This window comes from Haloarcula amylovorans, from assembly GCF_004681185.1.
In the GTDB taxonomy this organism is placed as follows: Archaea; Halobacteriota; Halobacteria; order Halobacteriales; family Haloarculaceae; genus Haloarcula; species Haloarcula amylovorans.
The window spans coordinates 50,799-72,816 of record NZ_SRIF01000009.1; the positions used below are offsets into that span (position 1 = coordinate 50,799).

General features: G+C 65.7%; 17 protein-coding genes. 12 read left to right on the forward strand and 5 right to left on the reverse strand.

The genetic code is table 11. The features are described from left to right. Positions 1–63 precede the first annotated feature (63 nt). From E4S61_RS21055 to rdfA, 4 genes are all read left to right on the forward strand, one after another. Entirely contained in the window at positions 64–975 is a 912-nt protein-coding gene (locus E4S61_RS21055; RefSeq protein ID WP_135305895.1) for a polysaccharide deacetylase family protein, read from the forward strand. Continuing rightward, positions 972–2,045, forward strand: a complete 1,074-nt coding sequence (locus E4S61_RS21060; RefSeq protein WP_135305896.1) for a GNAT family N-acetyltransferase — start codon at positions 972–974, stop codon at positions 2,043–2,045. Before E4S61_RS21055 ends, E4S61_RS21060 begins: the two co-directional genes overlap by 4 nt. 6 nt (positions 2,046–2,051) lie before the next feature. After that, a complete protein-coding gene (locus tag E4S61_RS21065) occupies positions 2,052–3,200 on the forward strand; it encodes a glycosyltransferase family 4 protein (protein ID WP_135305897.1) in 1,149 nt (382 codons plus the stop codon). Between the two features lie 90 nt (positions 3,201–3,290). Next, positions 3,291–3,896 (forward strand): rod-determining factor RdfA, encoded by a 606-nt coding sequence (gene rdfA, locus E4S61_RS21070; RefSeq protein ID WP_135305898.1) that lies wholly within the window; start codon positions 3,291–3,293, stop codon positions 3,894–3,896. Positions 3,897–3,907: 11 nt separating this feature from the next. Here rdfA and E4S61_RS21075 read toward each other — a convergent pair whose 3' ends face one another. Then, a complete protein-coding gene (locus E4S61_RS21075; protein ID WP_135305899.1) occupies positions 3,908–5,872 on the reverse strand; it encodes an archaea-specific SMC-related protein in 1,965 nt (654 codons plus the stop codon). A 244-nt stretch (positions 5,873–6,116) separates the two neighbouring features. Between E4S61_RS21075 and E4S61_RS21080 the strand changes: the two genes are divergently transcribed. The 5 genes from E4S61_RS21080 to E4S61_RS21100 are packed head-to-tail and all read left to right on the forward strand — an operon-like array spanning position 6,117 to position 10,159. Beyond that, entirely contained in the window at positions 6,117–7,253 is a 1,137-nt protein-coding gene (locus E4S61_RS21080; protein ID WP_135305900.1) for a PTS fructose transporter subunit IIC, read from the forward strand. A gap of 29 nt (positions 7,254–7,282) precedes the next feature. Beyond that, complete coding sequence (locus E4S61_RS21085) at positions 7,283–7,759, forward strand: PTS sugar transporter subunit IIA (protein ID WP_135305901.1); 477 nt, start codon at positions 7,283–7,285, stop codon at positions 7,757–7,759. Continuing rightward, on the forward strand, positions 7,756–8,034 hold the full coding sequence (locus tag E4S61_RS21090; RefSeq protein ID WP_135305902.1) for an HPr family phosphocarrier protein: 279 nt from the start codon (positions 7,756–7,758) through the stop codon (positions 8,032–8,034). Before E4S61_RS21085 ends, E4S61_RS21090 begins: the two co-directional genes overlap by 4 nt. A 2-nt stretch (positions 8,035–8,036) precedes the next feature. Next, on the forward strand, positions 8,037–9,719 hold the full coding sequence (ptsP, locus tag E4S61_RS21095; RefSeq protein WP_135305903.1) for a phosphoenolpyruvate--protein phosphotransferase: 1,683 nt from the start codon (positions 8,037–8,039) through the stop codon (positions 9,717–9,719). Then, positions 9,716–10,159: a PTS fructose transporter subunit IIB gene (locus E4S61_RS21100; protein ID WP_135305904.1), complete on the forward strand. Its 444-nt coding sequence runs from the start codon at positions 9,716–9,718 to the stop codon at positions 10,157–10,159. The genes ptsP and E4S61_RS21100 overlap by 4 nt, the downstream gene beginning before the upstream one ends. 233 nt (positions 10,160–10,392) lie before the next feature. Here E4S61_RS21100 and E4S61_RS21105 read toward each other — a convergent pair whose 3' ends face one another. Together E4S61_RS21105 and E4S61_RS21110 are read right to left on the reverse strand one after the other, a co-directional pair. Continuing rightward, positions 10,393–14,715 (reverse strand): glucodextranase DOMON-like domain-containing protein, encoded by a 4,323-nt coding sequence (locus tag E4S61_RS21105; RefSeq protein ID WP_135305905.1) that lies wholly within the window; start codon positions 14,713–14,715, stop codon positions 10,393–10,395. Between the two features lie 203 nt (positions 14,716–14,918). Beyond that, positions 14,919–16,265 carry a metallophosphoesterase gene (locus tag E4S61_RS21110; RefSeq protein WP_135305906.1) on the reverse strand — a complete coding sequence of 449 codons (1,347 nt, stop codon included), beginning with the start codon at positions 16,263–16,265 and terminating at the stop codon, positions 14,919–14,921. 376 nt (positions 16,266–16,641) lie between these two features. Here E4S61_RS21110 and E4S61_RS21115 point away from each other — a divergent pair, with 376 nt between their 5' ends. After that, positions 16,642–18,615: a molybdopterin oxidoreductase family protein gene (locus tag E4S61_RS21115; protein ID WP_135305907.1), complete on the forward strand. Its 1,974-nt coding sequence runs from the start codon at positions 16,642–16,644 to the stop codon at positions 18,613–18,615. Between the two features lie 97 nt (positions 18,616–18,712). Here E4S61_RS21115 and E4S61_RS21120 read toward each other — a convergent pair whose 3' ends face one another. Next, the gene (locus tag E4S61_RS21120) at positions 18,713–19,102 is read right to left on the reverse strand and encodes a DoxX family protein (RefSeq protein WP_135305908.1); all 390 of its coding nucleotides are present in this window, start codon (positions 19,100–19,102) and stop codon (positions 18,713–18,715) included. A 133-nt stretch (positions 19,103–19,235) separates the two neighbouring features. Here E4S61_RS21120 and E4S61_RS21125 point away from each other — a divergent pair, with 133 nt between their 5' ends. Next, entirely contained in the window at positions 19,236–20,297 is a 1,062-nt protein-coding gene (locus tag E4S61_RS21125; RefSeq protein WP_135305909.1) for a zinc-dependent alcohol dehydrogenase family protein, read from the forward strand. Positions 20,298–20,383: 86 nt separating this feature from the next. Further along, on the forward strand, positions 20,384–20,686 hold the full coding sequence (locus E4S61_RS21130) for an amphi-Trp domain-containing protein (RefSeq protein ID WP_135305910.1): 303 nt from the start codon (positions 20,384–20,386) through the stop codon (positions 20,684–20,686). 41 nt (positions 20,687–20,727) lie between these two features. On the opposite strand, the gene E4S61_RS21135 is transcribed toward E4S61_RS21130, so the two are convergent. Beyond that, positions 20,728–21,645 carry a mechanosensitive ion channel family protein gene (locus E4S61_RS21135; RefSeq protein ID WP_135305911.1) on the reverse strand — a complete coding sequence of 306 codons (918 nt, stop codon included), beginning with the start codon at positions 21,643–21,645 and terminating at the stop codon, positions 20,728–20,730. Positions 21,646–22,018: the final 373 nt, after the last annotated feature.

Genomic DNA, 22,018 nt, shown 5'->3' on the forward strand with positions numbered 1-22,018 from the left:
GGGCCGTTCAATCGGCGCTACCCGCTGAATTACAAATTTACCGCTGTTCCTCGCGTCGTGGTAGTGACCGCGAGCGAGACGAGTTCGAACGCACTCGGGTTCGACCTAGAACACTGGTACACCGCCACGTTACTCAGCGAGTCGGTCAGCGACCCGACCGACCACGTCGAGAGTTCCGTCGACATCGTGTTAGGTCTGCTCTCCCGGCACGACGTCCGGGCGACGTTCTTCGTCGTGGGCGAGGTGGCGGCGACGTACCCGGACCTCGTCGCCCGCATCGCTGACGCGGGCCACGAACTCGCGTCACACGGACAGACGCACACCCCGCTGTTCGACCTCGACAGGGCGCAGTTCGCAGACGAACTGCGCCAGTCGCGGATTGCGATACGGGAGGCGTCGGGCGTCGAACCGGCCGGGTTCCGGGCACCGAACTTCTCGGTGACCGAAGAGACTGCGTGGGCTCTCGACGTCCTGCAAGAGAGTAATTATGAGTATGATTCGAGCGTCTTCCCGGTCCGGACGCCGATGTACGGCGTCTCGGGCGCGCCGCGGCGACCGTACGTCGTCGAACGCGGGTCGCCGTTCACCGCCGGAGCGGCCGGCGGAGACGGATTGCTCGAATTTCCGCTGGCCGTTGCGGAGTCGCGGTACCGGTTCCCGGTCGCCGGCGGGTTCTACGCGCGAGTGCTCCCGACGCGACTGCTCGAACGCGGCATCCGGCGGCTGAACCGACGGGGCATCCCCGCGAACCTCTACTTTCACCCGTGGGAGTTCAACCCCGCCGTCCAGACCAGCGAGCCGCCGCTGAAAGCCCGGCTGATCAGTTTCTACGGACTCGGACGGCTGTCGGATTCGCTCGAATCGCTGCTCAAATCGTTCGAGCTCGCACCCGTCGGGCGGGTTCTCGGCAACCAACCGGGCGTCGACTTCGACGCCCCGACACGCGGTACACGGAGAGGTCACCACCACAGATGAGTTCCGACACCACATCACGAGAGACAGTAGCGACCGCCGTCGAACAGGTAGACGACCCGGACGCGTGGGATTCGTTCGTCCGCCGCTGTGACGGGCCCCCGTTCGCGCTCTGGGGCTGGAGCGAGGCCGCGGCAACGTATGGTCACGAACGCTGGCATCTCGCGCTACGCGCGAACGGAGAAATCGTCGCCGGAATTCCGGTCGTGGCCGTCGAGAGCCAGCTGTTCGGGTCGAAGCTCGTCTCCCCGCCGTACGGTGAACGCGGCTCCGTCCTCACGACGGACGCGGCCCCGGCCGACGCGGAGAGACGGTTACTCGAACGGGTTCGCGACCTCGCCGACGACCGCTCGGTGGACTTCGTCAGCCTCAGGGGTCGCGACCTCGGCGACGTGCCCGAGTTCGAGTCCCGGACCCGCTTCGTCACGTTCTCGATTCCGGTCACGGACGAGGCGTCGATGTGGGAAGCCATCAAGGACAGTCGATCCAGACAGATACGGCAGGCCGAGGAGAACGACGCGCTTACTTACACCGTCGGAACGTCGGTCGACGACCTGCGGGAGTACTACAGACTGTACCTCCGCTCGGTTCGCGGGCACGGCACGCCCCCGCACGCCTTCGAGTTCTACCGGACGATATGGGACCGACTGGCCGACGCCGGCGACGTCCACCTCGGGATGGTCCGGCGGAACGGTGAACTGATCAACGGAATCATCAACTTCACCGTCGGTGACACGGTGTTTCAGTGGGGCGTCGTCACGGACTACGAGCGACGCGATCTGAACGGCGGGAGCCTTCTGATCTGGAAGACGCTTCAGCAGGCCGCGAACGAGGGGTACGATGCCTACGAACTCGGACGGACGCGGGAAGGGTCCGGCGTCTACATGTTCAAGAAGAGCTTCGGCGGCGAGAAGACGTGGTACGACGACTACCACTACTTCCCGACCGGCGACGCGGAGTTGCCACACCCCGACGCAGATCAGTACGAACGATTAAAGGAGATTTGGAAACGACTGCCGGTTCCGGTGACCCGAGTCCTCGGCCCGCCCATCCGACAGTCGGTGACGCTGTGACCGCCGATGCGCGTACTCTATATCGTCGGGCAAGGGGAGGGCGGCCTCGCCCACTACACGGCCGAGCTCGCCAACGCCGTCGCTGCGGACCACGAAGTCGTCGTGCTGAAACCGACCGAGACCGACGCCGACGACCTGTTCGGGAGCGACGTCGAACTGCTAGAGCGGTTCGCACCCATCGACCTGTCGATGCCACGCATCTACAAATTCGACGTCGATCCCCGGTCGGTGGTTCGCGGGCTCCGATCCTACCGGAACCTCGGCGACGTGTTCGACGTCGACCCCGACGTCGTCCACGACCCGACAGGCCTGTTTCCGCAGGTCCGGTACTACGCCAGTCGGCACGAAATCGACACCGCGTTCCCGTTCGTCCTCACGAAACACGAGGTGCCGAAGAACCGCTTCTCGCCCGCCCGGCCGCCGGTGATGGTAGAGGAGACGATACACGCAGTTCTCCCGAATGTGGACGCGGACAGGCGAATCGTCCACACGCCACAGCAGCGAGCGGCGATGGAAGGCTGGGGCGAGGACCCGGAGACCATCTCCGTCATTCCCCACGGAGCGTACTCGGTGTTCGGCAATCACGAGGATGTAGACGACGACCCGGAACCGAACACGGTCCTGTTCTTCGGGAACGTCGTGCCGCCGAAGGGGCCGGACACGCTGGTAGAGGCGATGGTGCGCGTCGGTGAGCGCCTCCCGGACGCGAAACTCGTCATCGCCGGCGACGGGTCGCTGCCGAGGGAGCAGCGGCGTCTCCTCGAAGCGCATCCGGAGCGCTTCGAGTTCCAGAACCGCTACGTCCCCAACGACGAGGTGAAAGACGCCTTCGCGCGGGCAGCGCTGGTGGCCACGCCGTACCGGGAACTCGACGGGACGAAGGGACACAGCGGCGCGCTGACGACCGCCTTCTCCTTCGGGAAACCCGTCGTCGCTTCGACGGCGGGCGACTTCCGCCGACTCGTCGGCGAGAGCGGGGCCGGACGGGTCGTCCCGCCCGAAGACCCCGAACGACTCGCCGACGTCATCGTGGATGTGCTCACCGACGAGCGAGCGAGAACCGAGATGGGCGAGGCGAGCAAGGCGATGGCGGACCGGCTCGCGTGGGACAGCATTGCCGACGAACACGTCGAACTCTACCGAGAGATACAGTAACGGCGTGAGAGTGGGATATCTGGGCAGAGGAGAAGAATTCAAGCCCCGACCGGCACAACTGATTTACTCCGCGAAGCCGACGACCGGGCAATGGGCGGCGACGGACGCAGACAGTCGAAAGTCGAACGGCTCGTCGAGGCCTACGACCTCGGCAACATCGGGGCCGACCTCGAAGCCGCGTGGCTCGGCGAGGGCCGCGAACGCCAGAGCCTCCGCAAGTTAGCCGACCGATTCAATCAGGCGCTCCTGATGGGCGCGCTCAGGGACAGCGGGATGAGCGTCATCGACGGCGAGCCGAAGAACTTCTATCGGCTTCTGACCGACGACGACGTGAGCGCGGGCCAGCGGGTCGAGGCGCGGAACCGTCTCGAACGCAACGGTATCGACGTCGAGGAGTTAGAGGAGGATTTCGTCACGTATCAGGCCGTCCGCCACTATCTCACGGAAGTCCGGGGCGTGACTTACGAACAGTCGGACGAAGGCGAGCAGGTCGAACGCGAACGCGACAGTATCGACCGGCTCCAGGCCCGGGTCGAGACCGTCGTCCGGGATACGGTCGACCGCCTGCGAAATGCGGGAACGCTCTCGATAGGCGACTATCGCGTGTTCGTCAGCGTCGACATCCTCTGTCAGGACTGTGGCGGTCAGTTCGGTATCGGCGAGTTACTCGCGGCGGGTGGCTGTGACTGCGAGTAGCGAACGGTACCTCAGATGTCCGTAACCCGAGGGTATTCGTCGGAGAGCGCCTGTGCGTCCTCCGGCAGTAGGGCGACCACGAGGTACGTCGGATACTCCGCGAAGTACTCGACGAGCGACGCGATGCGTTCGGCGTCGATGGCTTCGAGCGAGTCTAGCAGCATGAACGGGACCGTCTCGTAAACGTCGTGGACGAGATATCCCGCGAGGGCGAACACCAACCCCGTCACCTCACGTTCACTCTCGCTGAGGTGGCCAACCGTGTCTTCGTACACCGTCCCGCCCTCCGAACTCCGGACGACGTGTAGCTCGAAGGTCGACCCCTCGATTACGTCGTCGGCTTCGACGGTCTCGACGGTGCTACTCGGCGTGTCCACCCGTTCGAGCCAGATGCGCTCGACGTTGTCGTAGTCGAGCAACGCGAGGAGGTCCGCCATCCGCTCGTTGAACTGCTCGGTCGCCTCGGCCTCTAAGGTATCGATGCGGGTCCGCAGGTCGATGAGTTCCTCGACGATGTCCTCACGGCGGGCGAGAAGCGCGTCGTCGCGCCGGATTTCGGCCTCCATCTCCTCGATTTCCTCGTTTACGTCGTCGTACTCCGATTCGAGGGCGTCCAGTTCGAACTCCAGTTCGTTCGCCTCGGTGTGGAGTTCGAGCACCTCGTCGAACTCGTCGGAACGCAGTTCGGCGACCTGGTCTTCCAGTTCGGTGATGCGTGAGGAGAGGTTGTCGCGGCGTTCCCGGAGGTCCGCCACCGTGGACTGGCGGCGCTCGATCTCGTCGTCCACGTCGTCGATGGTCTCGTCGAGTTCTTGCTGCCGTTCCAGCGTTTCTTCGATACTGTCGCGTTTGTCGGTGAGGTCGGTGAGCTCGTCTTCGATGGCGTCTACGTCCGAGAGCGTCTCCTGCCGGTGGTCGCGCATGCTCGAAAGTGTCGATTCGATGCGCTCGCGTTTCACCTGCGACCCGCAGGTCCAGCAGGTCGTCTTCGACCCCTGATACAACTGGTCGGTGATGTCGCCGACGCTCTCAGGTTTCTTCTTGATGGCGTCGGTGATTTGCGTATGTTCGCCGGCCAGTAACTCCTCGTTGAACCCGATAACGTTCTGGAGACGCGTCGTGTACTGCGAGAGCTCGCGCTTGCGCTCGCGACGACGCCGTATCTCCGATTCGAGCTCGGCCAGCCGTTCCTCGGGGGCGTCGGTGAGCCCGGCGCGTTCGGCCGCGAGTCGTCCGCGCTCTTCGCGCAGGGCCGCGATGCTCTCCTGTTCGGACTGGACCTCCTCTCGGACGCGTCTGCGTTCGGCGCGCGTCGCCTGCAGTTCGTCCAGTGTCGCTTCGAGTTCGTCCCGGCTCTGTCGCGTTATGTCGACGTCTAAGTCTCGGTCCTCGATCCGCCGTTCGACGGACTGGAGATCGCTTCGAACGTCCTCGATCTCCGTTTGGAGTTCGCTCCGTCGCCGTTCGAGTGCCGGTAACTCACGCTTGAGCGACTCGATACGGTCGAGGTCGTCGTCGATGGCCTCCTTGCGCCGCTCCGCGTCGCGTATCTCCCGGCGGAGGGTCGTCACGTCGACCGGGCGCATGATGATGTCCCGAAGGTCGTCGTCGCGGACGACGGCGCGGCGGGCTTCGTTGTCTTCGAGCAGGAACGCAAACAGGTTCGCCAATGTCGGGTCCGTGAGGAGGCCGGTCCCCGACCCGACGATGCCGTCGTCGGTCCTAGAGATTTTCCTCGCGTACGTTTCCCCGCCGAGTTCGAGTTCGACGCGCCCGTGGTCGGCGTCGCCTTTCACGCTCGTCCAGTCGCTCCCATGGGCCGCCATAATCGCTTGTAAGAACGACGTTCGGTTGGTCGCGTTGCGACCGGCGAGCACCGTCACGCCCGGCGCTAGCTCGACCGTCGTCGAGTCGATGCCGCCGATATCCTCGACGACGAACGTGGCCCGGTCGCCGGTGGCCGTGGCCGAATCCATGCCTCTCCGTCAGTCGGTGACCCGCATAAGTGCTGGGACGCGCGTCGGGTCGCCAGCGCAGAAATACGTCGTTTTAATACGGACAGAATAACATCCATATGTCTGTTTGTCTTGTTGGCGCGACTCCCGATGTCGGTCGAAATCAATCACACCTCCCCGGATATTCGTGCAGATTCGGACTATAGCAATCACAAACGCGCCCCTTTATCTACAGGCATTCTCGTAGCTGGCAGTGTCGCTCACAATGTCACGCAACGACACCGCGGACACACTCCGCGCGTATCTGACCTCCGTCAAGGAGGATCTGATGACCGGCGTATCGTTCATGATACCCTTCGTCACCATCGGGGGTATCTTCCTCGCTCTCGCGTACGCGGTAGGAGATACGCAGACAGTATTCGAGAACACCGGCTCCGCCGGCTGGTTCCTGGCCCAGATCGGGACGGCCGGGCTGACCATCATGGTGCCCATCCTCGGGGGCTACATCGCCTATGCGATAGCCGACCGCCCCGGGCTGGCACCGGGATTCCTGCTGGCGTACCTGCTCCAGCAGGGGAACGTTATCGAACAGGCAGCTCTCGTCGTCGGCCTCTCGGGCGGGAGTTCGGGAGCCGGCTACCTCGGCGCGATCGTCGCCGGTCTCGTGGCCGGCTACGTCGCCCGCTGGTTCAAGAACCGCGACGTGCCGGGTATCATCCAGCCGATGATGCCGGTACTCATCATCCCGGTGGCGACGATGGCCGTCGCCGCGCCGCTCTTGCTGTTCGTGCTGGGCGTCCCGGTCGCTATTGCCAACCAGAGCCTGACGACGTTCCTCGAAACCATGCAGGGCGGGCAGGCCATCGTCGTCGGCCTCATCCTCGGCGGGATGATGGCCGCGGACATGGGCGGACCCATCAACAAGGTCGCCTACGTCTTCGCCACCGGTCTCATCACCGAGGGGATCTACGCTCCCATGGCCGCCGTCATGATTGGCGGGATGGTCCCCCCCATCGGAATGGCGCTCTCGAACTTCATCGCCCCGCACAAGTACGAGGCCGAGATGTACGAGAACGCCAAGAGCGGTATCCCACTGGGACTCGCCTTCATCACCGAGGGCGCGATTCCCTACGGGGCGGCCGACCCGCTTCGGGTCATCCCCTCGGTCGTCTCTGGGAGCGCCATCGCCGGCGCGATGGCGATGGCACTTGGCGTGACGATGCCTGCGCCCCACGGCGGCGTCTTCGTCATCTTGCTGTCGAACAAGCCGCTGTTGTTCCTCGCCTCGCTGCTGGTCGGGACACTGGTCACGGCGGCCGTCGCCACCCTCATCAAACCCGACTTCGAGGAGCGCATCAACGCCGAGACGAGTTCCCAGAGCACACAGCCGACCAACAACTGAACCGCTGTCCGACCCACACTACCACACCAATGTCAGACGCAATCAGCCAGACCGACATCGACGAGTTGATTCCGGCGAGCCACATCTCGCTGTCCGAACCGCCCGCAGAGAAGGAAGCCTGTATCGAACACTTACTCGACCTGCTGGTCGACGCCGACCGCGTCGAGGACCGACAGAAGGCCCTCGACGCGCTGTTGGCCCGCGAAGCGGAGACGACCACCGGGGTCGGCATGGGAATCGGCATCCCGCACGCAAAGACCGACGCCGTCTCCCGGCCGTCGCTCGCGTTCGTCCGCTCCGAGGACGGCATCGATTTCGGGTCGATGGACGACGAACCCGCGACGCTGATATTCATGATCCTCGTCCCCGAGTCGGGCGGGGAAGAGCACCTCAGCATCCTCAGTTCGCTCTCGCGCGCCCTGATGCACGACGAGGTCCGCGAGCGACTCCACGAGGCCGACGACGAGCAAGCGGTACAGGACACGCTCCGGGAGGCCATCGCATGAGCCTCGAACGCACTGTCACGCTCGTCCCCGAAGCGGGACTGCACGCACGCCCCGCGTCGAAGTTCGTCGAGGCCGTCAACGACCACGAAGCCGAGATATCCATCGGCCGCCCGGGCGAGGACCCCGTTCAGGCCAACAGCATGATCGCCGTCACGAGCCTCGGCATCGAACACGGCGACGACGTCCACCTCGTCGCCGACGGAGAAGACGCCGAGGCCGCGCTAGACGAACTCGAACGGATACTGACTACACCAGAAGAGGAAGCGGCGACCTGACGATGGCGGAACGCGAACTGCAGGGGACCGGCGCGACGCCCCGTTCCGGCCTCGGCACGGTCGTCTGGTACGGACAAGATATCGAACTCCCCGATGCGGCCGACGTGACTGTGGACGAAGCGGCCGAGCGCGACCGCTTCGCCGACGCCGTTTCGACGGCCCGCGCGGAACTGGAGACCGAGCGCGAGGCGACCGCCGAGCGAGTCGGTGAGGAGGAGGCCGCCGTCTTCGACGCGCACATCCAGTTCCTCGAAGACCCCACTATCGAGGACGCTGTCGAGACGGAAATCGCGGAGGGCACCCCCGCACCGAACGCCGTCGATTCGGCCTTCGGCGCACACATCGAGCAGTTCGAAGGAATGGACGGCCGGATGGCCGAGCGAGCGGACGACCTCCGGGACGTCCGGGACCGACTGCTCCGCCTGCTGACCGACGGCGACCGCGTCGAACTCGCGGACCTGCCCGAGGGTAGCGTCGTCCTCGCCGAGCGACTGACGCCCAGCGACACGGCGCAGTTGGACCCCGACACCGTCGCCGGGTTCGCCACCGTCACTGGCGGCCGAACGTCCCACGCGGCTATCTTCGCCCGGTCGCTGGCGCTGCCGGCCGTCGTCGGCGTCGGCGACGACCTCGACAGCGTCGAGGCGGGAACCGACGTCGTCGTCGACGGCGACGCCGGGACGCTACTAGTCGGTCCCGACGAGAGCGAGCGGGCGGCCGCGGCGACCGATTCCGGTGCCGGAGTCGTGGAGGAGCAGGTCGAGACGACCGACGGCCGCGGAATCGAAGTCGCGGCGAACGTCGGGCGACCGGTGGAGCTACAGCCGGCCGCTGACCGCGGTGCGGACGGTATCGGTCTCTACCGGACCGAGTTCCTCTTTCTCGATCGGGAAGCTCCGCCCTCGGAGGACGAGCAGTACGAGGCCATCCGCGAGGCGCTCGATACGTTCCCCGAGGGGCGCGTCGTCGTCCGGACGCTCGACATCGGCGGCGACAAGCGCATCCCCTATCTGGACCTGCCCGAAGAGGCGAACCCGTTCCTCGGCGAGCGCGGCATCCGCCGCTCGCTCGGCCCGGACTCGGACCTCTTCGTCACCCAACTCCGCGCGCTCTTGCGCGCCGCGGCGGACGGCGAGGGCGACCTCGCGGTCATGGTCCCGCTCGTCGCCTCCGTCGAGGAGTTGGAGGACGCACTCGATGCGCTAGACGACGCGGCGGCCGACCTAGACGACGCCGGCGTCGAGTACGAGCGCCCCGAAGTAGGTGTGATGGTTGAAACACCGAGCGCCGTCTTCGTCGCCGAGGAACTGGCCGCCCGCGTGGATTTCCTCTCTATCGGGACGAACGATCTCACACAGTACGTGATGGCTGCCGACCGCGAGAGCGAACACGTCAGCGACCTCCACGACCCGACGTATCCGGGCGTGGTGCGAGCCATCCATCGGACCGTCGAAGCGGCCCACGCACATGACGCGTGGGTCGGGATGTGCGGCGAGATGGCCGGCAACCCAGACCTGACGGAACTCCTGGTCGGTCTCGGCCTGGACGAACTCAGCATGAGTGCCGTCACCATCCCCGACGTGAAGGCCGCCGTCAGTGAGACGACGTACAGCACCGCGAGCGAGCGCGCCGAAGACGCTCGCACCGCCGCAACGCGCAGCGCAGTTGCCAACTCACAACAATGAAATTCGTCGCAGTCACGTCCTGTCCGACCGGAATCGCACACAGTCAGATGGCAGCAGAGAACTTAGAACAGAAAGCCGCCGAGATGGGCCACGACATCAGCGTCGAGGTCCAAGGCGCGATGGGCGCGGAGAACGAACTCTCCGCCGAGGATATCCAGGCCGCCGACGCCGCTATCGTCGCCGCGGATACCGCCGTCAACACAGATCGCTTCGAGGGGATGCCCCTCGTCAAGGGCACGGTCAAGGACGCCGTCAACGACGTCGAGAGCCTGCTGAACCAGGCCATCGAGGCCGCCGACGGCGACGCCGAGACGGTGACGACCGACACGACAGAGACGGCTGACGACTCCACCGACAGCGGGAGCGGCGAGGACCAACAGCGCCGCGGCGGCGACCGCTCGAAGAGCCTCGGTGCGCGACTGAAGCGCCTATTCAGCTAACGCTACCGACGAGTCGCCCAGCGCGCAACGGAGAGCGCGGAAATGAGACGCAGCGCCGTTCGAGCCGCCGCGCCGTCGAGATCGGTGCGGAGAAGCGCCGTCACGAACAGAAGCGTGAAGACCAGTGACAAGTCGTTTTCGCGGTATTTTCGGGCGTTTAAGCGGTGCTTAAGCCGCTGCTGAACCGCTGTTTCGCATACCCTGCTATCGCCGTGGAGAGATGCTGCTGGTCGCTACCGGTCGCCGTCTACGCCGAGTCCACGTCCCGCCGCAGGTGCCGAGAGGAACGGAAGCACGGCTCGCTCGTTTGCAGTGTACGACAGCGCATTCGCCTGCTTCGTCCCGTCGGGAGCGACCATGTCGATGATATTCGGGTCCATCCGGTCGTCGCGGCCACCACCGAAGCGCCACTTCGACGCCGAGGCCGCGACCGGCCGGACGCGGCCGGGGTCCGACCCCGACTGTCCCAGAAGTAGCGGCATCGTCTCCATCTCGGTCACGTCGCCGACGGTCTCCTTCGGGAACGAGACGGCGATGGCGTCGCGGTCGGTGTAGGCCGTGGCGCTGACCATCTCGCTGGCGATCGACTCGCCGTTTGCGTCCTCGATCCGGGCGCGCCAGCCCTCCGCCCACACGCGGTAGTGGTATGGAGCCTCGAACTCGGCCCAGACGCCCTCGCGGGCCGTCGTCGTCGACGGGACGCTTCCGTCCGCGTCCGGGTCGCGGAGGTAGATCTGCATCGTCTGGAACGAGAACCCGTTGGGACCGCTCCACGGGTTGACGACCGCGGTATCGAGGTAGTAGACGAACTGATAGCGGCCGTCGTCCTCGTACAGTTCGACGCCCGTCAGGTCGAAGGTGCCGTCGTCGAAGGCGTCGTTGGTCGGGTAGGTGTAGCTCCCCGGCCCGTGGTCGTCGCCCGCCGGGTCCTCCCATCGCTTCAGGAGAGTACCGTTGAGGCCGTCCATCGAGAGGAACGGGATCGACGCCCGCGAGGACGACGAGTACGAGAGCGCCTCGCGCTGACTCGTCCCCCGCGGCGTGACGAGGTCGATGACCTGCGGGTCGTTGCCGAGCGTCGAGTCGTCTCCGCTCCCGCCGCCGAAGCGATACTGGCCACGCGTGGCGTTCACGCGGCGGACGCCGCCGAGACCGTAGCCGTCGTAGCCCAACAGCAGCGGGACGAGTTCCATCTCGTCGAGTCGCCCGTCGAAGGCGCTCTTCGGAACGCTGACGGCGATGGTGTCCTGCGCTTCGACGGTGTAGACGACCACGTCGTCGGTGACGACGGAGCCGTCCGGCGCTTCCACGGCGGTCCGAATCGGCGGGTCGCCGCCACCTTTCGTCTCCGGCGGCGCGACGAGCCGATACTGATACGGCGAATCGAACGTCGCGTTGACGCCCTCGCGGGCCGCCGTGTCACCCGAATCGGCGCTCGGGTCGCGGACGTACACCTGCGGGAACTGGAGCGAGTAGCCGTTGGCGAGCCCCCACGGGTTCTCGACGCCGCCCCCGATCTCCATCGTGAAGGTGTAGCGGTCGCCGTCCTCGTAGACGCCGAAGGACGCCAGGTCGAACGCGCCGTCGTAGAACGGGTCCGCCGTCGGTTCAGTGTAGCTCCCCGGCCCGTGACCGTCTCCCGTCGGGTCGTCCCAGCGTTCGAGGAGCGTCCCGTACAGCCCCTCCGCGAACGTCGCGTACGGAATCGTCGCCGTCTCCGATTCGGTGTAGCCGAGCGCCTCGGCCTGACTCGTTCCCGACGGCGTGATGGCGTCGATTACGTTCGGGTCGTTGCCGAGCGTCGAGTCGTCGCCAGCACCGCCGCCGAAGTGGCGCGCGGCGTTCGACTCGTTCACCCGGCGGACGCCGCCCCACCCTTCGGAGTCGTAGCCGAGCAGCAGCGGCGCGACCTGCCACGAGGTGAGCGAGCCGTCGATGGCCGACTTGGGAACGTCCACGCGAATCGAACGGGTCGAGGGACTGACGAACACGTCGCCGTCGGTGATGACCTCGCCGTCCGGCCCTTCGACTCTGGTCCCCCGTTCCCCGTCGGCGACGACCCGACGGTGGTACGGCTGGCGCAGGGTCGCGTTGACGCCCTCGCGGGCCGCCGTCGCACCGCCGGTCGCGTCGGGGTCGCGGAGGTAGAACTGGAGGTGCTGGAGCGAGAAGCCGTGCTCGAAGTCCCACACGTTCTCGATGGGCGCGTCGACGGTGACGCGGAGCTGGTAGGCGTCCGGCGTCTCGTGGAGCGACAGGCCCGTGAGGTCGAACGCGCCGTCGGCGAAGACGTCGTCGGTCGGATACGTGTAACTGCCCGGTCCGTGGTCGTCGCCCGCCGGGTCGTCGAGACTGGCGACTTCCTGGCCGAGTCCGGAGAGCGAGTCGGCGGCGAAGACGCCGACGCTGTCGACGGTGACCGTAGTCGGTCCGCTGTCGTCCGAATTTCCGGGACGGCACTGTACGCCTTTGTTACCCTGTCCTCTGGCCCTCTCGACGCCCTTCCCGCGTTCCTCGCCCCGCTCGCTCGCGCGCGGCGGCCGGTTCTCGATCAGGTCCGTCCCGTCGACGGCCCCGCGGAGCGTCACGTCCGCCGGTTCCGCCCCGAAGTTGAGGACGACGACGGCCTGCTCCTCGCCCGCGTCGCGGCCGTACGCGACCACGTCGTCGGAATCGGACTCGTAGTAGACCCCGGTGAGGGAAGCGGACTCCTGCAGCGCCGGCAGGTCGTGACGGGCGTCGACGAGCGACCGGTAGAACTCGAGGTGGTCCGCGTCGTACTCGTCCCAGTTCATGAACGCGCGGAAGTGGCCCTTCTCGTCGATGCGGGGCTCCGAGTAGTTCGTCAGCGCCCGTTCCTGTCCGTAGTAGACCATCGGGACACCCGGGAGCGTGAACGTCGCCGCGGCCGCGGCCCGCTGTGCGGGCTGGTCGGCCACGTCGAGATACCGACGCATGTCGTGGTTCTCGACGTATTGGAGGAACAGGTCCCGGTCGGGGAAGCCTCCGTTCTGGCGTCGCGTGACCGTCGACCGGAGCGCGTCGGCGGGCGTGCCGCCCTGCCCGATGCTCCGGAGAGCGTTCACCAGCCAGTCGTCGAAGTGCATGTCGAACTCGTTGCCGCCGAACTCCGACTCGTAGGGGATCACCTCGTCCAACAGCATCGCGTCGGGGTTGGCCTCCTTGACGCGAGTCCGGACCTCCGCCCAGAAGTCGTGGGGAACGCCGTAGGCGACGTCACACCGGAAGCCGTCGACCTTCTCGGCCCAGAAATCGACGACCGAGAGCATGTGCTCGCGCAGCGCGGGCGTCTCGTACGCCACGTTGATGAGGTCCGACCAGCCGAAGAAGGAGTAGGGTTCGCCGTCGGCGGTCCGCTCGTACCACTCGTAGTACTTCGAGTTCGTCCCGGCTGAACTGGCCTGCCGGTAGAAGCGGTGTTCGGCCGCGGTGTGGTTGAACACGAGGTCGAAGACGACCTTGATGTCGCGGTCGTGGCAGGCGTCGACGAACGCCTCGTACTCCGCGACGCTGCCGAGCGCGTCCGCGGTGTCGAAGAAGTCGGTCGTGTCGTAGCCGTGGGGTCCGCCCGGCGAGTCAGGATTGCGATGGCTCGTCGCGTCCAGCACGGGCGTGAGCCACACCCAGTCGACGCCCAGGTCGTCGAGATAGTCGACGCGATCCGAGAGATAGCCGAAGTCCACCTCGCCGGGACCGGAGCCGAACGACCGCGTGAAGATCTCGTAGCCGACCGAGTTCGGGAGCCAGTCGGGCACGGCGTTCAGCGACCGAGCGCTCCGGTCGTCGGCGTCGAGTTCTACGGTGACGGAGACGCCGTGGCGGTCGGCGATCGGGACAGCGTGAATCTGTGCCGTTCCGTCGACGGCGTCGGCCGGAATCCGGGCGGTGGTTCCATCGACGGTAACGTCGTCGGCCGTGACGGATGCACGGTCGTCCGGGACGAACTCCACGTCCACGTCCTCGGCCGTCGACTCGCTGTCGGGCGCGGCGTCGGGGTCAGTCTCGACGACGAAGTCCTTCGTCGTCGGGTCGTAGCGCCCCTCGGCGCGAATTCGGGGCGGGCCGGCGGCGTCATCGGATGGCTCGGGAAAGACTCGGACGGTCAGTCGATGCGTCCCGTCGGGCGCGTCGAGTTCGAGGCCGTAGGTGCCCGGAACGTCCGGGTCGAACTCGACGACGCCGTCGCCGTAGTCGTACTCGTCGGGGTCCTCGTAGAATCCTGTGACGCCGCTGTCTGCTGGCGTCTCGACCACGCGCCACGCGAACGCGTCGTCGCCGTAGTTCGCCGGATCGCGCTCGGGATCCGGGATTCGCGGTGCGAGCGTGTTCCGTCCGTCGGGCGAGCCGTCGCCCCGGTAACTCACCGCGAGCGGGTCGACCAGTGACTCCCCCGCGTGGATGAACCGGGGCGGTCCCGGATGGTACCCCTCCGTGGCCGAGGAGGAGGCGAGAGACCGGACGCTTTCGTCAAGGTCGCCACCGAGTGACAGTGCACCGAGTCCGCCGATTCCGCCGAGATATTCGCGTCGTTTCATGGGTGTCTCCGAACGTCAGTCGGCGCGTTCTCGCACCGCCCTGCAGTGGGGTCCGAGCCGCGACTGTACCGTTCGTATCCTCCAACAAATTCTATGGACAAAAATTCTATCACAGATTACACTAGAAAAGTATCCGACACGTCTCTCGAAAATTCCATTCTGGTGAAAACGCAAATCTCCGAGAGCGGCGTTCTGGTCGCCGCTCAGTCAGTCAGTTCGGGCGTCGAAACAGCCGCCTCGCTCTCGGCAGCACTCTCGACCGTCGCTCGGTCGGGCAGGTTAGGGTCGGGTTTCCGGCCCAGCGTGAGGAATCGCTCGGTGAGCGTGAGTTCCTCCGGGCTCGGACTCGACTTCTGTATCGGCTCGTACTCGACAACCACGTCGTCAGCGTCGGCGGCGATGCGAACCGCACAGAGTTGATACGACGGATAGAACACGGGCGGGAGGAGACCGATGATACCGTCGCGGCGATGGAGGCGCTTGAGCCACGTCCCGCTGTTGACCATCAGTCCCTCGTCGAGGGCGCGTATCCGCGGCCGGTGCGTGTGGCCGTAACAGAAGATAGCCGTCTCCTCGCGGCGACCGAGAATCTCACGGGCGGCGTCATCGTAGGAGGTCTCCGCGTCGACGGTCAGGCCGGTTTCGAGGATGCCGAAACGGTCGATCGTCTTGTTGATGTCCCGGCGGAGGAGGTACAGCGGGATGCCGATGAGCAACAGCAGACTGGTCACGGTGACGTTGATGGCGAGTAGGAACCAGATGGCGGTCCCCGCGGTGCCGAACTGCCCCAGAAACGACGTGGTCCACTCGACGGGCGTCGACCAAACACCGAGGAGGTTGAGGGCCGCGAACACCACGAGGATGGCGCTCACGTTGAACAGGAGCAGGAACGGAAGCAAGGCGTACCGCAAGAGCGGATTCATCTCGCGGTAGAAGTACTTCGAGAGCAGCCAGATCGGGACCCGTTCGGTCGGCGTGACCGCCTGCACGTCCTTGAGCCAGTTGTACCGTCCGCGATCGGAGAGCTGGCCCGCCCGACTGGTGACGAGCGTGTTGTAGTAGTAGCCGAGCGGTGCGACGTTGGGGTCGCCCCAGTCCTCGATTCGGTTGTTCGGGTCGTGCTGGTGGCCGTGTTCGAAGTGGATCACCCGCTCGCCGACCGGTCGCGTGAACGACTGGGACTGCAACAGGTCGACGTTGTACTCGGCGAAGCGCTCAACGTACTCGTCGTAGGCCGCGAGTTCGTGATCGTGATTGCCCGGCAAGAGCGTGATGTCGACGTTCTCGCCGGTCTCGCGCAACTGCTCGAACAGCTGTGGATACGTCGATTCGAGCACGTCGAACTTCGCCATTCCCTCGACACGAGTGAACTCCCAGAGACCGAAGGCGTCGCCATTGATCACCAGTTCGGCGTTCTCGTCGGTCTCGGCCAACCGGCCGAGAAATTCGAGGAGTTCGTCGAGAAACTCGACTTCCTCCAGTTGTTCGTCACCGCCGATGTGGAGGTCGCTGATGACGTAGTACACCCGGTCCTCGCCCGTGCCGCCCATTACGTGTGATTGTCGGGTGCATCGACAAAGGTGTTGTTCTCCGGTCGCCGCCGGCCCGTCACCGCCGGAGTGCATCTCCGGTCGTTCGGCGCGAGAATCGCCGGGGCAGTCCGGCCCCAGCGAACGGTCGTCTCCAGCCTTCACTCTGGAACGACGGTCAGAGATGCAGACGGAGCGTCTGCGCCGTGATATTCACTATTTTTGCGTAAATAGCTGGTGGCCGAGCGTCGAACAGGTATACCAAGTGTCCCGTCGAAAGTCTTTGGTCCGCAGAGAGAGTACAACAGGCGAGTGACCGTGTTCGGACGCGTTCGACGGAAGCCGAAATGGCGTCACCGAGCGAGGCGTCGAGCGCAGGGGCGACGGAGGGTCGGAGATGGGCGGTAACGACGGCGAATGGCCGTCCGACGACGCGACGGTCTGTCCGCTCTGTTCGGTCGGCTGCACACTCGCGCCGAGCGACGGTGAAAAGAGCCGCGCGCAAGGCGTTCCGGGTCCGGTGAACCGAAACGGCCGGCTCTGTCAGCGCGGTATCGGCGCCTTCGACGCGCTCGGGAGCGACGAGCGACTGACGACCCCGCTCGTCCGCCGCGACGGCGAGCTTCGAGCCGCCACGTGGCCCGAGGCGCTCGACCGGGCCGCGGACGCGCTGTCTACCGTTGCTGACGAGCACGACGCCGACGCGCTCTGCTTTTTCGGTGCGCCCCATTGCACCAACGAGGAGAACTACCTCCTGCAGAAACTCGCCCGCTCACTCGGCACGAACAATGTCGACAACCGCGCGCGACTCTGTCACGTCTCTGGGATGACAGCGCTCGAAACCCGCCTCGGGCGACCGGCGATGACGAACTCACTATCCGGGCTCTCCGAAGCCGGCGTGCTACTAGTCGTGGGAGCCAACCCCGCTCGCCAGCAACCGGTGGCGTTCGACTCGTACATCCGCACCGCCCTCCACGACGGGACGACGCTCGTTCACGTCGACCCCCGGGAGAACCAGACGACGAGAGCGGCATCGGTCCATCTCGCTCCCCGGCCCGGAACGGACGCGCTCGTCGTCACGGCGCTCTGTGCGCTCGTCGCCGAGCGCGGCGGGGTCGACGAGTCGTTCGTCGCCGAGCGGACGAGCGGATACGGAGAATACGCCGAATCGCTCGCCGAAGTCGACGCCGACCGCGCGGCGGCGACGGCGGACATCGCTCCCGAGAGCCTCAGATCGGTCGCCGACCGGATCGTGGCGGCGGACCGCGTCGCCGTCCTCGCCGGAACGGGCATCGAGGGAAGCGACCACGGCGGGACCGACACCGCCGACGCGCTTATCAACCTCCTCTTACTGATTGGTAGCTTCGGCCAGCCTGGGACAGGGATGAACGTCCTCCGGGGACTGAACAACGAACAGGGCGCGACCGACGCGGGCTGTCGGCCGGACCGACTGCCGGGGCACCGGCCGGTCGATTCCCCCGAGGACAGCGAACGAGTGGCGGCCGAGTGGGGTATCGAACTACCCGCGACGCCCGGCCTCACGGAGCGAGAGGCTGTCGAGCGGTTCGGCGACTCTGTCCACGGGGCGCTGGTCGTCGGCGAGAATCCGGCCGTCGAGAAGCGCGACGCGTCGTGGCTCCGAGACCGATTGACAGCTCTCTCGGCGCTCGTGGTCGTCGACCTCTTCGAAAGCGAGACGACCGAGCACGCCGATGTAGTACTTCCCGCCGCCGCGGGCGTAGAGAAGGCTGGCACCGTGACGAATCTCGACCGGCGGGTCCAGTCGCTCACGCCGACGGTCGCGCCACCGGGCGACGCTCGCCCGGACTTCGAGATTCTCCGTGAACTCGGAATCCGTCTCGTCGGCGATGCCTTCGAGTACGAGGACTCGGCGGCGGCGTTCGACGAGTGGACGCGGCTCAGCCCGGTCCACGAGGGGATGACGCGAAGCACCGTCGCCGACGGCGGCGTCCAGTGGCCGACCGCAGGTGACGGCTTGCACGGGACCGCGGTCCTCTACGAGGAGGCGTTCGAGACGGAGAGCGGCCGCGCCGCCTTCACCGACATCGAGGCGAACGGCACCGACAGTCCGTCCGACAGACTCGCGCTTCTCGTCGGTAGTCGCGCGGGCGGGGTCGGTGCGACCGGGTCGTCCGACGAGCGGGTTCACCTCACCGAGACCGACGCCGCGTCACGAGGAATCGAGGACGGTGATAGCGTCGTTCTCCGCAACGACGCCGCCGCGATCGAGGCGACCGTCGCCGTCGACGGGAGCGTCCGCGAGGGGACGGCGTACCTCCACGCGGACGTCGCTGACCCGCTCGTCCGGGACGAGAGCGCAACCGTGCGCGTCCGCCCGGCGTCACAGTAAGAGCGGACCCCACGCTCGCAGGTTCGAATTTAAAGAAGTCGGTTGTGCCGTCGGGAGTCGGGTCGAACGGCGGGTCGTCACCGCGATGACGGTCGATTTACTCGGACTGGTGGCCGCCGTCTCGGGTCGAAGCCCAGAAGGCGACGGCTCCGCCCAGGAAGGCGACGTTGCGGAGGAAGTTGTCGAACTCGGCGTCTCGCTCGTCACCAGACTCGTTCCAGAAGTCGTGCATTCCAGGCGTCACGCCGAGCATGAACGCCGCGATGGCGACGGCCCCCAGAAGCGGCGCGAGACCGAGTGCGAGCATGATTCCGCCGACGAAGAGCAACGAACTGGCGATGGGGACGAGCGTCCCGGCGAACGGCACGCCGACACTGTCGGCGTAGACGACCATGTCGTCTAAGTCCGCGAGGTTGTTGTAGCCGTCGCGTGCGAACTTCGCACCGAAGGCGGCCCGTGCGAGTACGAACACTGCGTGTTTGAGCATGGTCGTGCCAAGCGGTGGAGTCGGAAAACCACTGTGGCCACCCCCCTGGATAACCGACATCTCTGTCGTCGGCGTTCGCCGGACGGGCGCGGCCCCACAGTATTATGGTCGGCGTCAACAGTTATCACTCATAATGCGTGCAGCAGTGTTCACCGGCCACGGCAACCCGCTGGAGATACGCGAAGTCGACGAGCCGACCGCGGAGCCGACGGGCGTCGTGGTCGAGACGCAAGCATGTGGTATCTGCCGAAGCGACTGGCACGCTTGGCAGGGCGACCCGGCGTGGGAGGGACGAGGGTTCGAGGATGGACACGTCTTCGGTCACGAACCCGCCGGCGTCGTCGTCGAGGTCGGCGACGAGGTCGAAGAGGTTCGGGAAGGCGACCACGTCACCGTGCCGTTCAACCTCGGCGACGGGACGTGTCCCGCCTGTCGAGACGGCCACTCGAACCTCTGTGACGAGCGGATTCCGTTCGGCCTGACCCCCGAATCACGCGGCGCGTTCGCCGAGCGGTTCCACGTCCCGTGGGCCGACTACAACGTCGTCTCCCTCCCGTCGGGGATCTCGCCGGTCGAGATGGCCGGACTGGGCTGTCGGTTCATGACCTCCTTTCATGCGCTCGTCCACCGAGCGGACCTCACCGGTGGCGACTGGGTCGCGGTCCACGGCTGTGGCGGCGTCGGCCTCTCGGCCGTACACATCGCCGACGCTGTCGGTGCGAACGTCGTCGCCGTGGACCTCTTCGAGGAGAAACTGGACACCGCGAGCGATTTGGGGGCCGTCGAAACCGTCGACGCCGAGGCGGTAGACGACGTGCCGGCGGCAGTGAGAGCCGTCACCGACGGCGGGGCAGACATCTCCGTGGACGCCCTCGGCATCGCCGAGACGTGTCGCAACTCGGTCGAGAGCCTGCGAAAGCGCGGGCAACACCTTCAGATAGGGCTGACATCGAGCGAAGACGCCGGCGAGATCTCGCTGCCCACCGATAGGATGGTCGCCAAGGAACTCCAGTTCGTCGGCTCCCTCGGGATGCCCCGCCCCCGCTACGACGAGATTTTCCGGATGATAGCACACGGGAAACTCGACCCGGCCGCGGTGGTCTCTGAAACCGTCTCTCTCGACGCCGTCCCCGAGAGACTGGCCGCTATGACGGACTTCGGAACCAGCGGGATTCCCGTCGTCAACGAGTTCTAAGACGATACCGACACCGTCGATCCTCGGCCACGGGACACCGCATCGTTTATATTTTAGGTTTGCCTAAATAGGTCCGAGAATCCCCAATGTCCGAATCAGATTCCACGAGCGACGAATCGAACGAACGCACGCTCATCCGGTCGGGACGCGAGTTCGAACAGGAGTACCGACTCGACGCGAGCGAGGCAGGCGAGTTCCTGATAGCTCTCGGCGAGCAGTTGCGCGATGGGGACGAACTCACCATCACGACCGACGAGTGGGAGCTGCCGTTCGCCTTCGGCGAACCGGTGGAACTCGAACTCGACTTCGACGGCGTGGGTGACCCCGAACTCGAAATCGAACTGGAACTGCCGGGTCGTACCGACGAGGAAGCGCCGAACGTCGAGTGACGACGCGGGCTAGAACACTTCGATAGAGGGGTCTCCCCAGTTCAGTCGTCGGCGGGCGCGGCCCCGTCCTCGGCGTGCGTCTCCTCGACTTCGATGCCGCCGAGGAGTTGCGTATGCGGGTACGGCATGTCGATTCCCTCGGCGTCACAGCGCTCCTTGACGGACTGGACGAAATCGGAGCGGGTCTTCACGAAGTCCGAGCGCTTCGGGTCGTCGATCCAGAATCGCGTCTGTAGCCCGACGTAGGAGTCTGCGAGTTCGGTGACGCGGATGGACGTGCCGGGATCGTCGAGGATGCCAGGGTTCCTGTCGGCTTCGTCGAGGATAACCTCCTTCGCGTGCTCAATGTCGTCGTCGTAGCCGATGCCGAAGACGAACTTCTGCCGGAGTTTGTCGTAGGCGACCGGGTTCTTCACCGCATTGTCGGCGAGTTCGCCGTTCGGAAGGGTGATGCGCTCGTTGTCGAACGTTCGGATGCGCGAGACGCGCAGGTCGATGTCTTCGACGCGACCGGTGACGTCGTTGACCTCGATCCAGTCGCCCACCTCGAAGGGTTTGTCTTTGAGGATGAAGATGCCCGCGACGAAGTTGCCGAGGATGTCCTGTGCGGCAAAGCCGACCGCGAGGGCGATAGCACCGGCGAAGATGCCGAACGCCGCGATGACGCTGCCGAACCCGGCGACGGTAAAGGCCACCGCGAACGCGAGGACGACGCTCACGACGCCGGTCATACTCTCGGCGAGGCTCTTCACGCTCGGGTCGTGGCCCTGTTCGTCGAGGACCCGTCTGATGAGCGGGACGAGCACGACCTTTCCGAGTATCCAGACGGCGACGAAGGCGACGACGAACAGGACTGTCGGAACGACGTACTCCGTGACGAGTTGCTGTGTCTCCGGAAGCAGTTGATCGAGTTGTAGCTGAAGAAGCGCAGGGGCCAATACCGCGAGGTTTAGCGACATGAACGTTCTGAATATCGCGGCGACGCCACTTCAACGACATGGCGAATCAGTGGTGTAGGTGTGACAACGGGGGTTCGCGTTTCAGTGCCCTCCCGATTCGCAGCAGGCTGACGCGACCTTGGCGAATCGAGATGATATAGCACTATGCGATATATCCGGAGTGGCTTCACCGTCGTTGACCCAGTCACTCATCAGATCAGGAGCAGATCATGCTGCGTTCGACTTTCCAGCACAGTAGGGAGAAGTGGCCCTCGCCCATCATGTATCGGTCACCGTCCGTAGGTTTTCGCGGTGCCGATCGGACGGTCAACGCATGCGGAGAGTTTCCCGAGAGAACCAAGAGAATCGCAGAGGGCTATCAGCGAGATGAACA

Coding starts and splice junctions, on each gene's coding strand:
- E4S61_RS21060 (WP_135305896.1), top strand. CDS start 972: ATGAGTTCCGACACCACATCACGAGAGACAGTAGCGACCGCCGTCGAA.
- E4S61_RS21065 (WP_135305897.1), top strand. CDS start 2,052: ATGCGCGTACTCTATATCGTCGGGCAAGGGGAGGGCGGCCTCGCCCAC.
- rdfA (WP_135305898.1), top strand. CDS start 3,291: ATGGGCGGCGACGGACGCAGACAGTCGAAAGTCGAACGGCTCGTCGAG.
- E4S61_RS21075 (WP_135305899.1), bottom strand. CDS start 5,872: ATGGATTCGGCCACGGCCACCGGCGACCGGGCCACGTTCGTCGTCGAG.
- E4S61_RS21080 (WP_135305900.1), top strand. CDS start 6,117: ATGTCACGCAACGACACCGCGGACACACTCCGCGCGTATCTGACCTCC.
- E4S61_RS21085 (WP_135305901.1), top strand. CDS start 7,283: ATGTCAGACGCAATCAGCCAGACCGACATCGACGAGTTGATTCCGGCG.
- E4S61_RS21090 (WP_135305902.1), top strand. CDS start 7,756: ATGAGCCTCGAACGCACTGTCACGCTCGTCCCCGAAGCGGGACTGCAC.
- ptsP (WP_135305903.1), top strand. CDS start 8,037: ATGGCGGAACGCGAACTGCAGGGGACCGGCGCGACGCCCCGTTCCGGC.
- E4S61_RS21100 (WP_135305904.1), top strand. CDS start 9,716: ATGAAATTCGTCGCAGTCACGTCCTGTCCGACCGGAATCGCACACAGT.
- E4S61_RS21105 (WP_135305905.1), bottom strand. CDS start 14,715: ATGAAACGACGCGAATATCTCGGCGGAATCGGCGGACTCGGTGCACTG.
- E4S61_RS21110 (WP_135305906.1), bottom strand. CDS start 16,265: ATGGGCGGCACGGGCGAGGACCGGGTGTACTACGTCATCAGCGACCTC.
- E4S61_RS21115 (WP_135305907.1), top strand. CDS start 16,642: ATGGGCGGTAACGACGGCGAATGGCCGTCCGACGACGCGACGGTCTGT.
- E4S61_RS21120 (WP_135305908.1), bottom strand. CDS start 19,102: ATGCTCAAACACGCAGTGTTCGTACTCGCACGGGCCGCCTTCGGTGCG.
- E4S61_RS21125 (WP_135305909.1), top strand. CDS start 19,236: ATGCGTGCAGCAGTGTTCACCGGCCACGGCAACCCGCTGGAGATACGC.
- E4S61_RS21130 (WP_135305910.1), top strand. CDS start 20,384: ATGTCCGAATCAGATTCCACGAGCGACGAATCGAACGAACGCACGCTC.
- E4S61_RS21135 (WP_135305911.1), bottom strand. CDS start 21,645: ATGTCGCTAAACCTCGCGGTATTGGCCCCTGCGCTTCTTCAGCTACAA.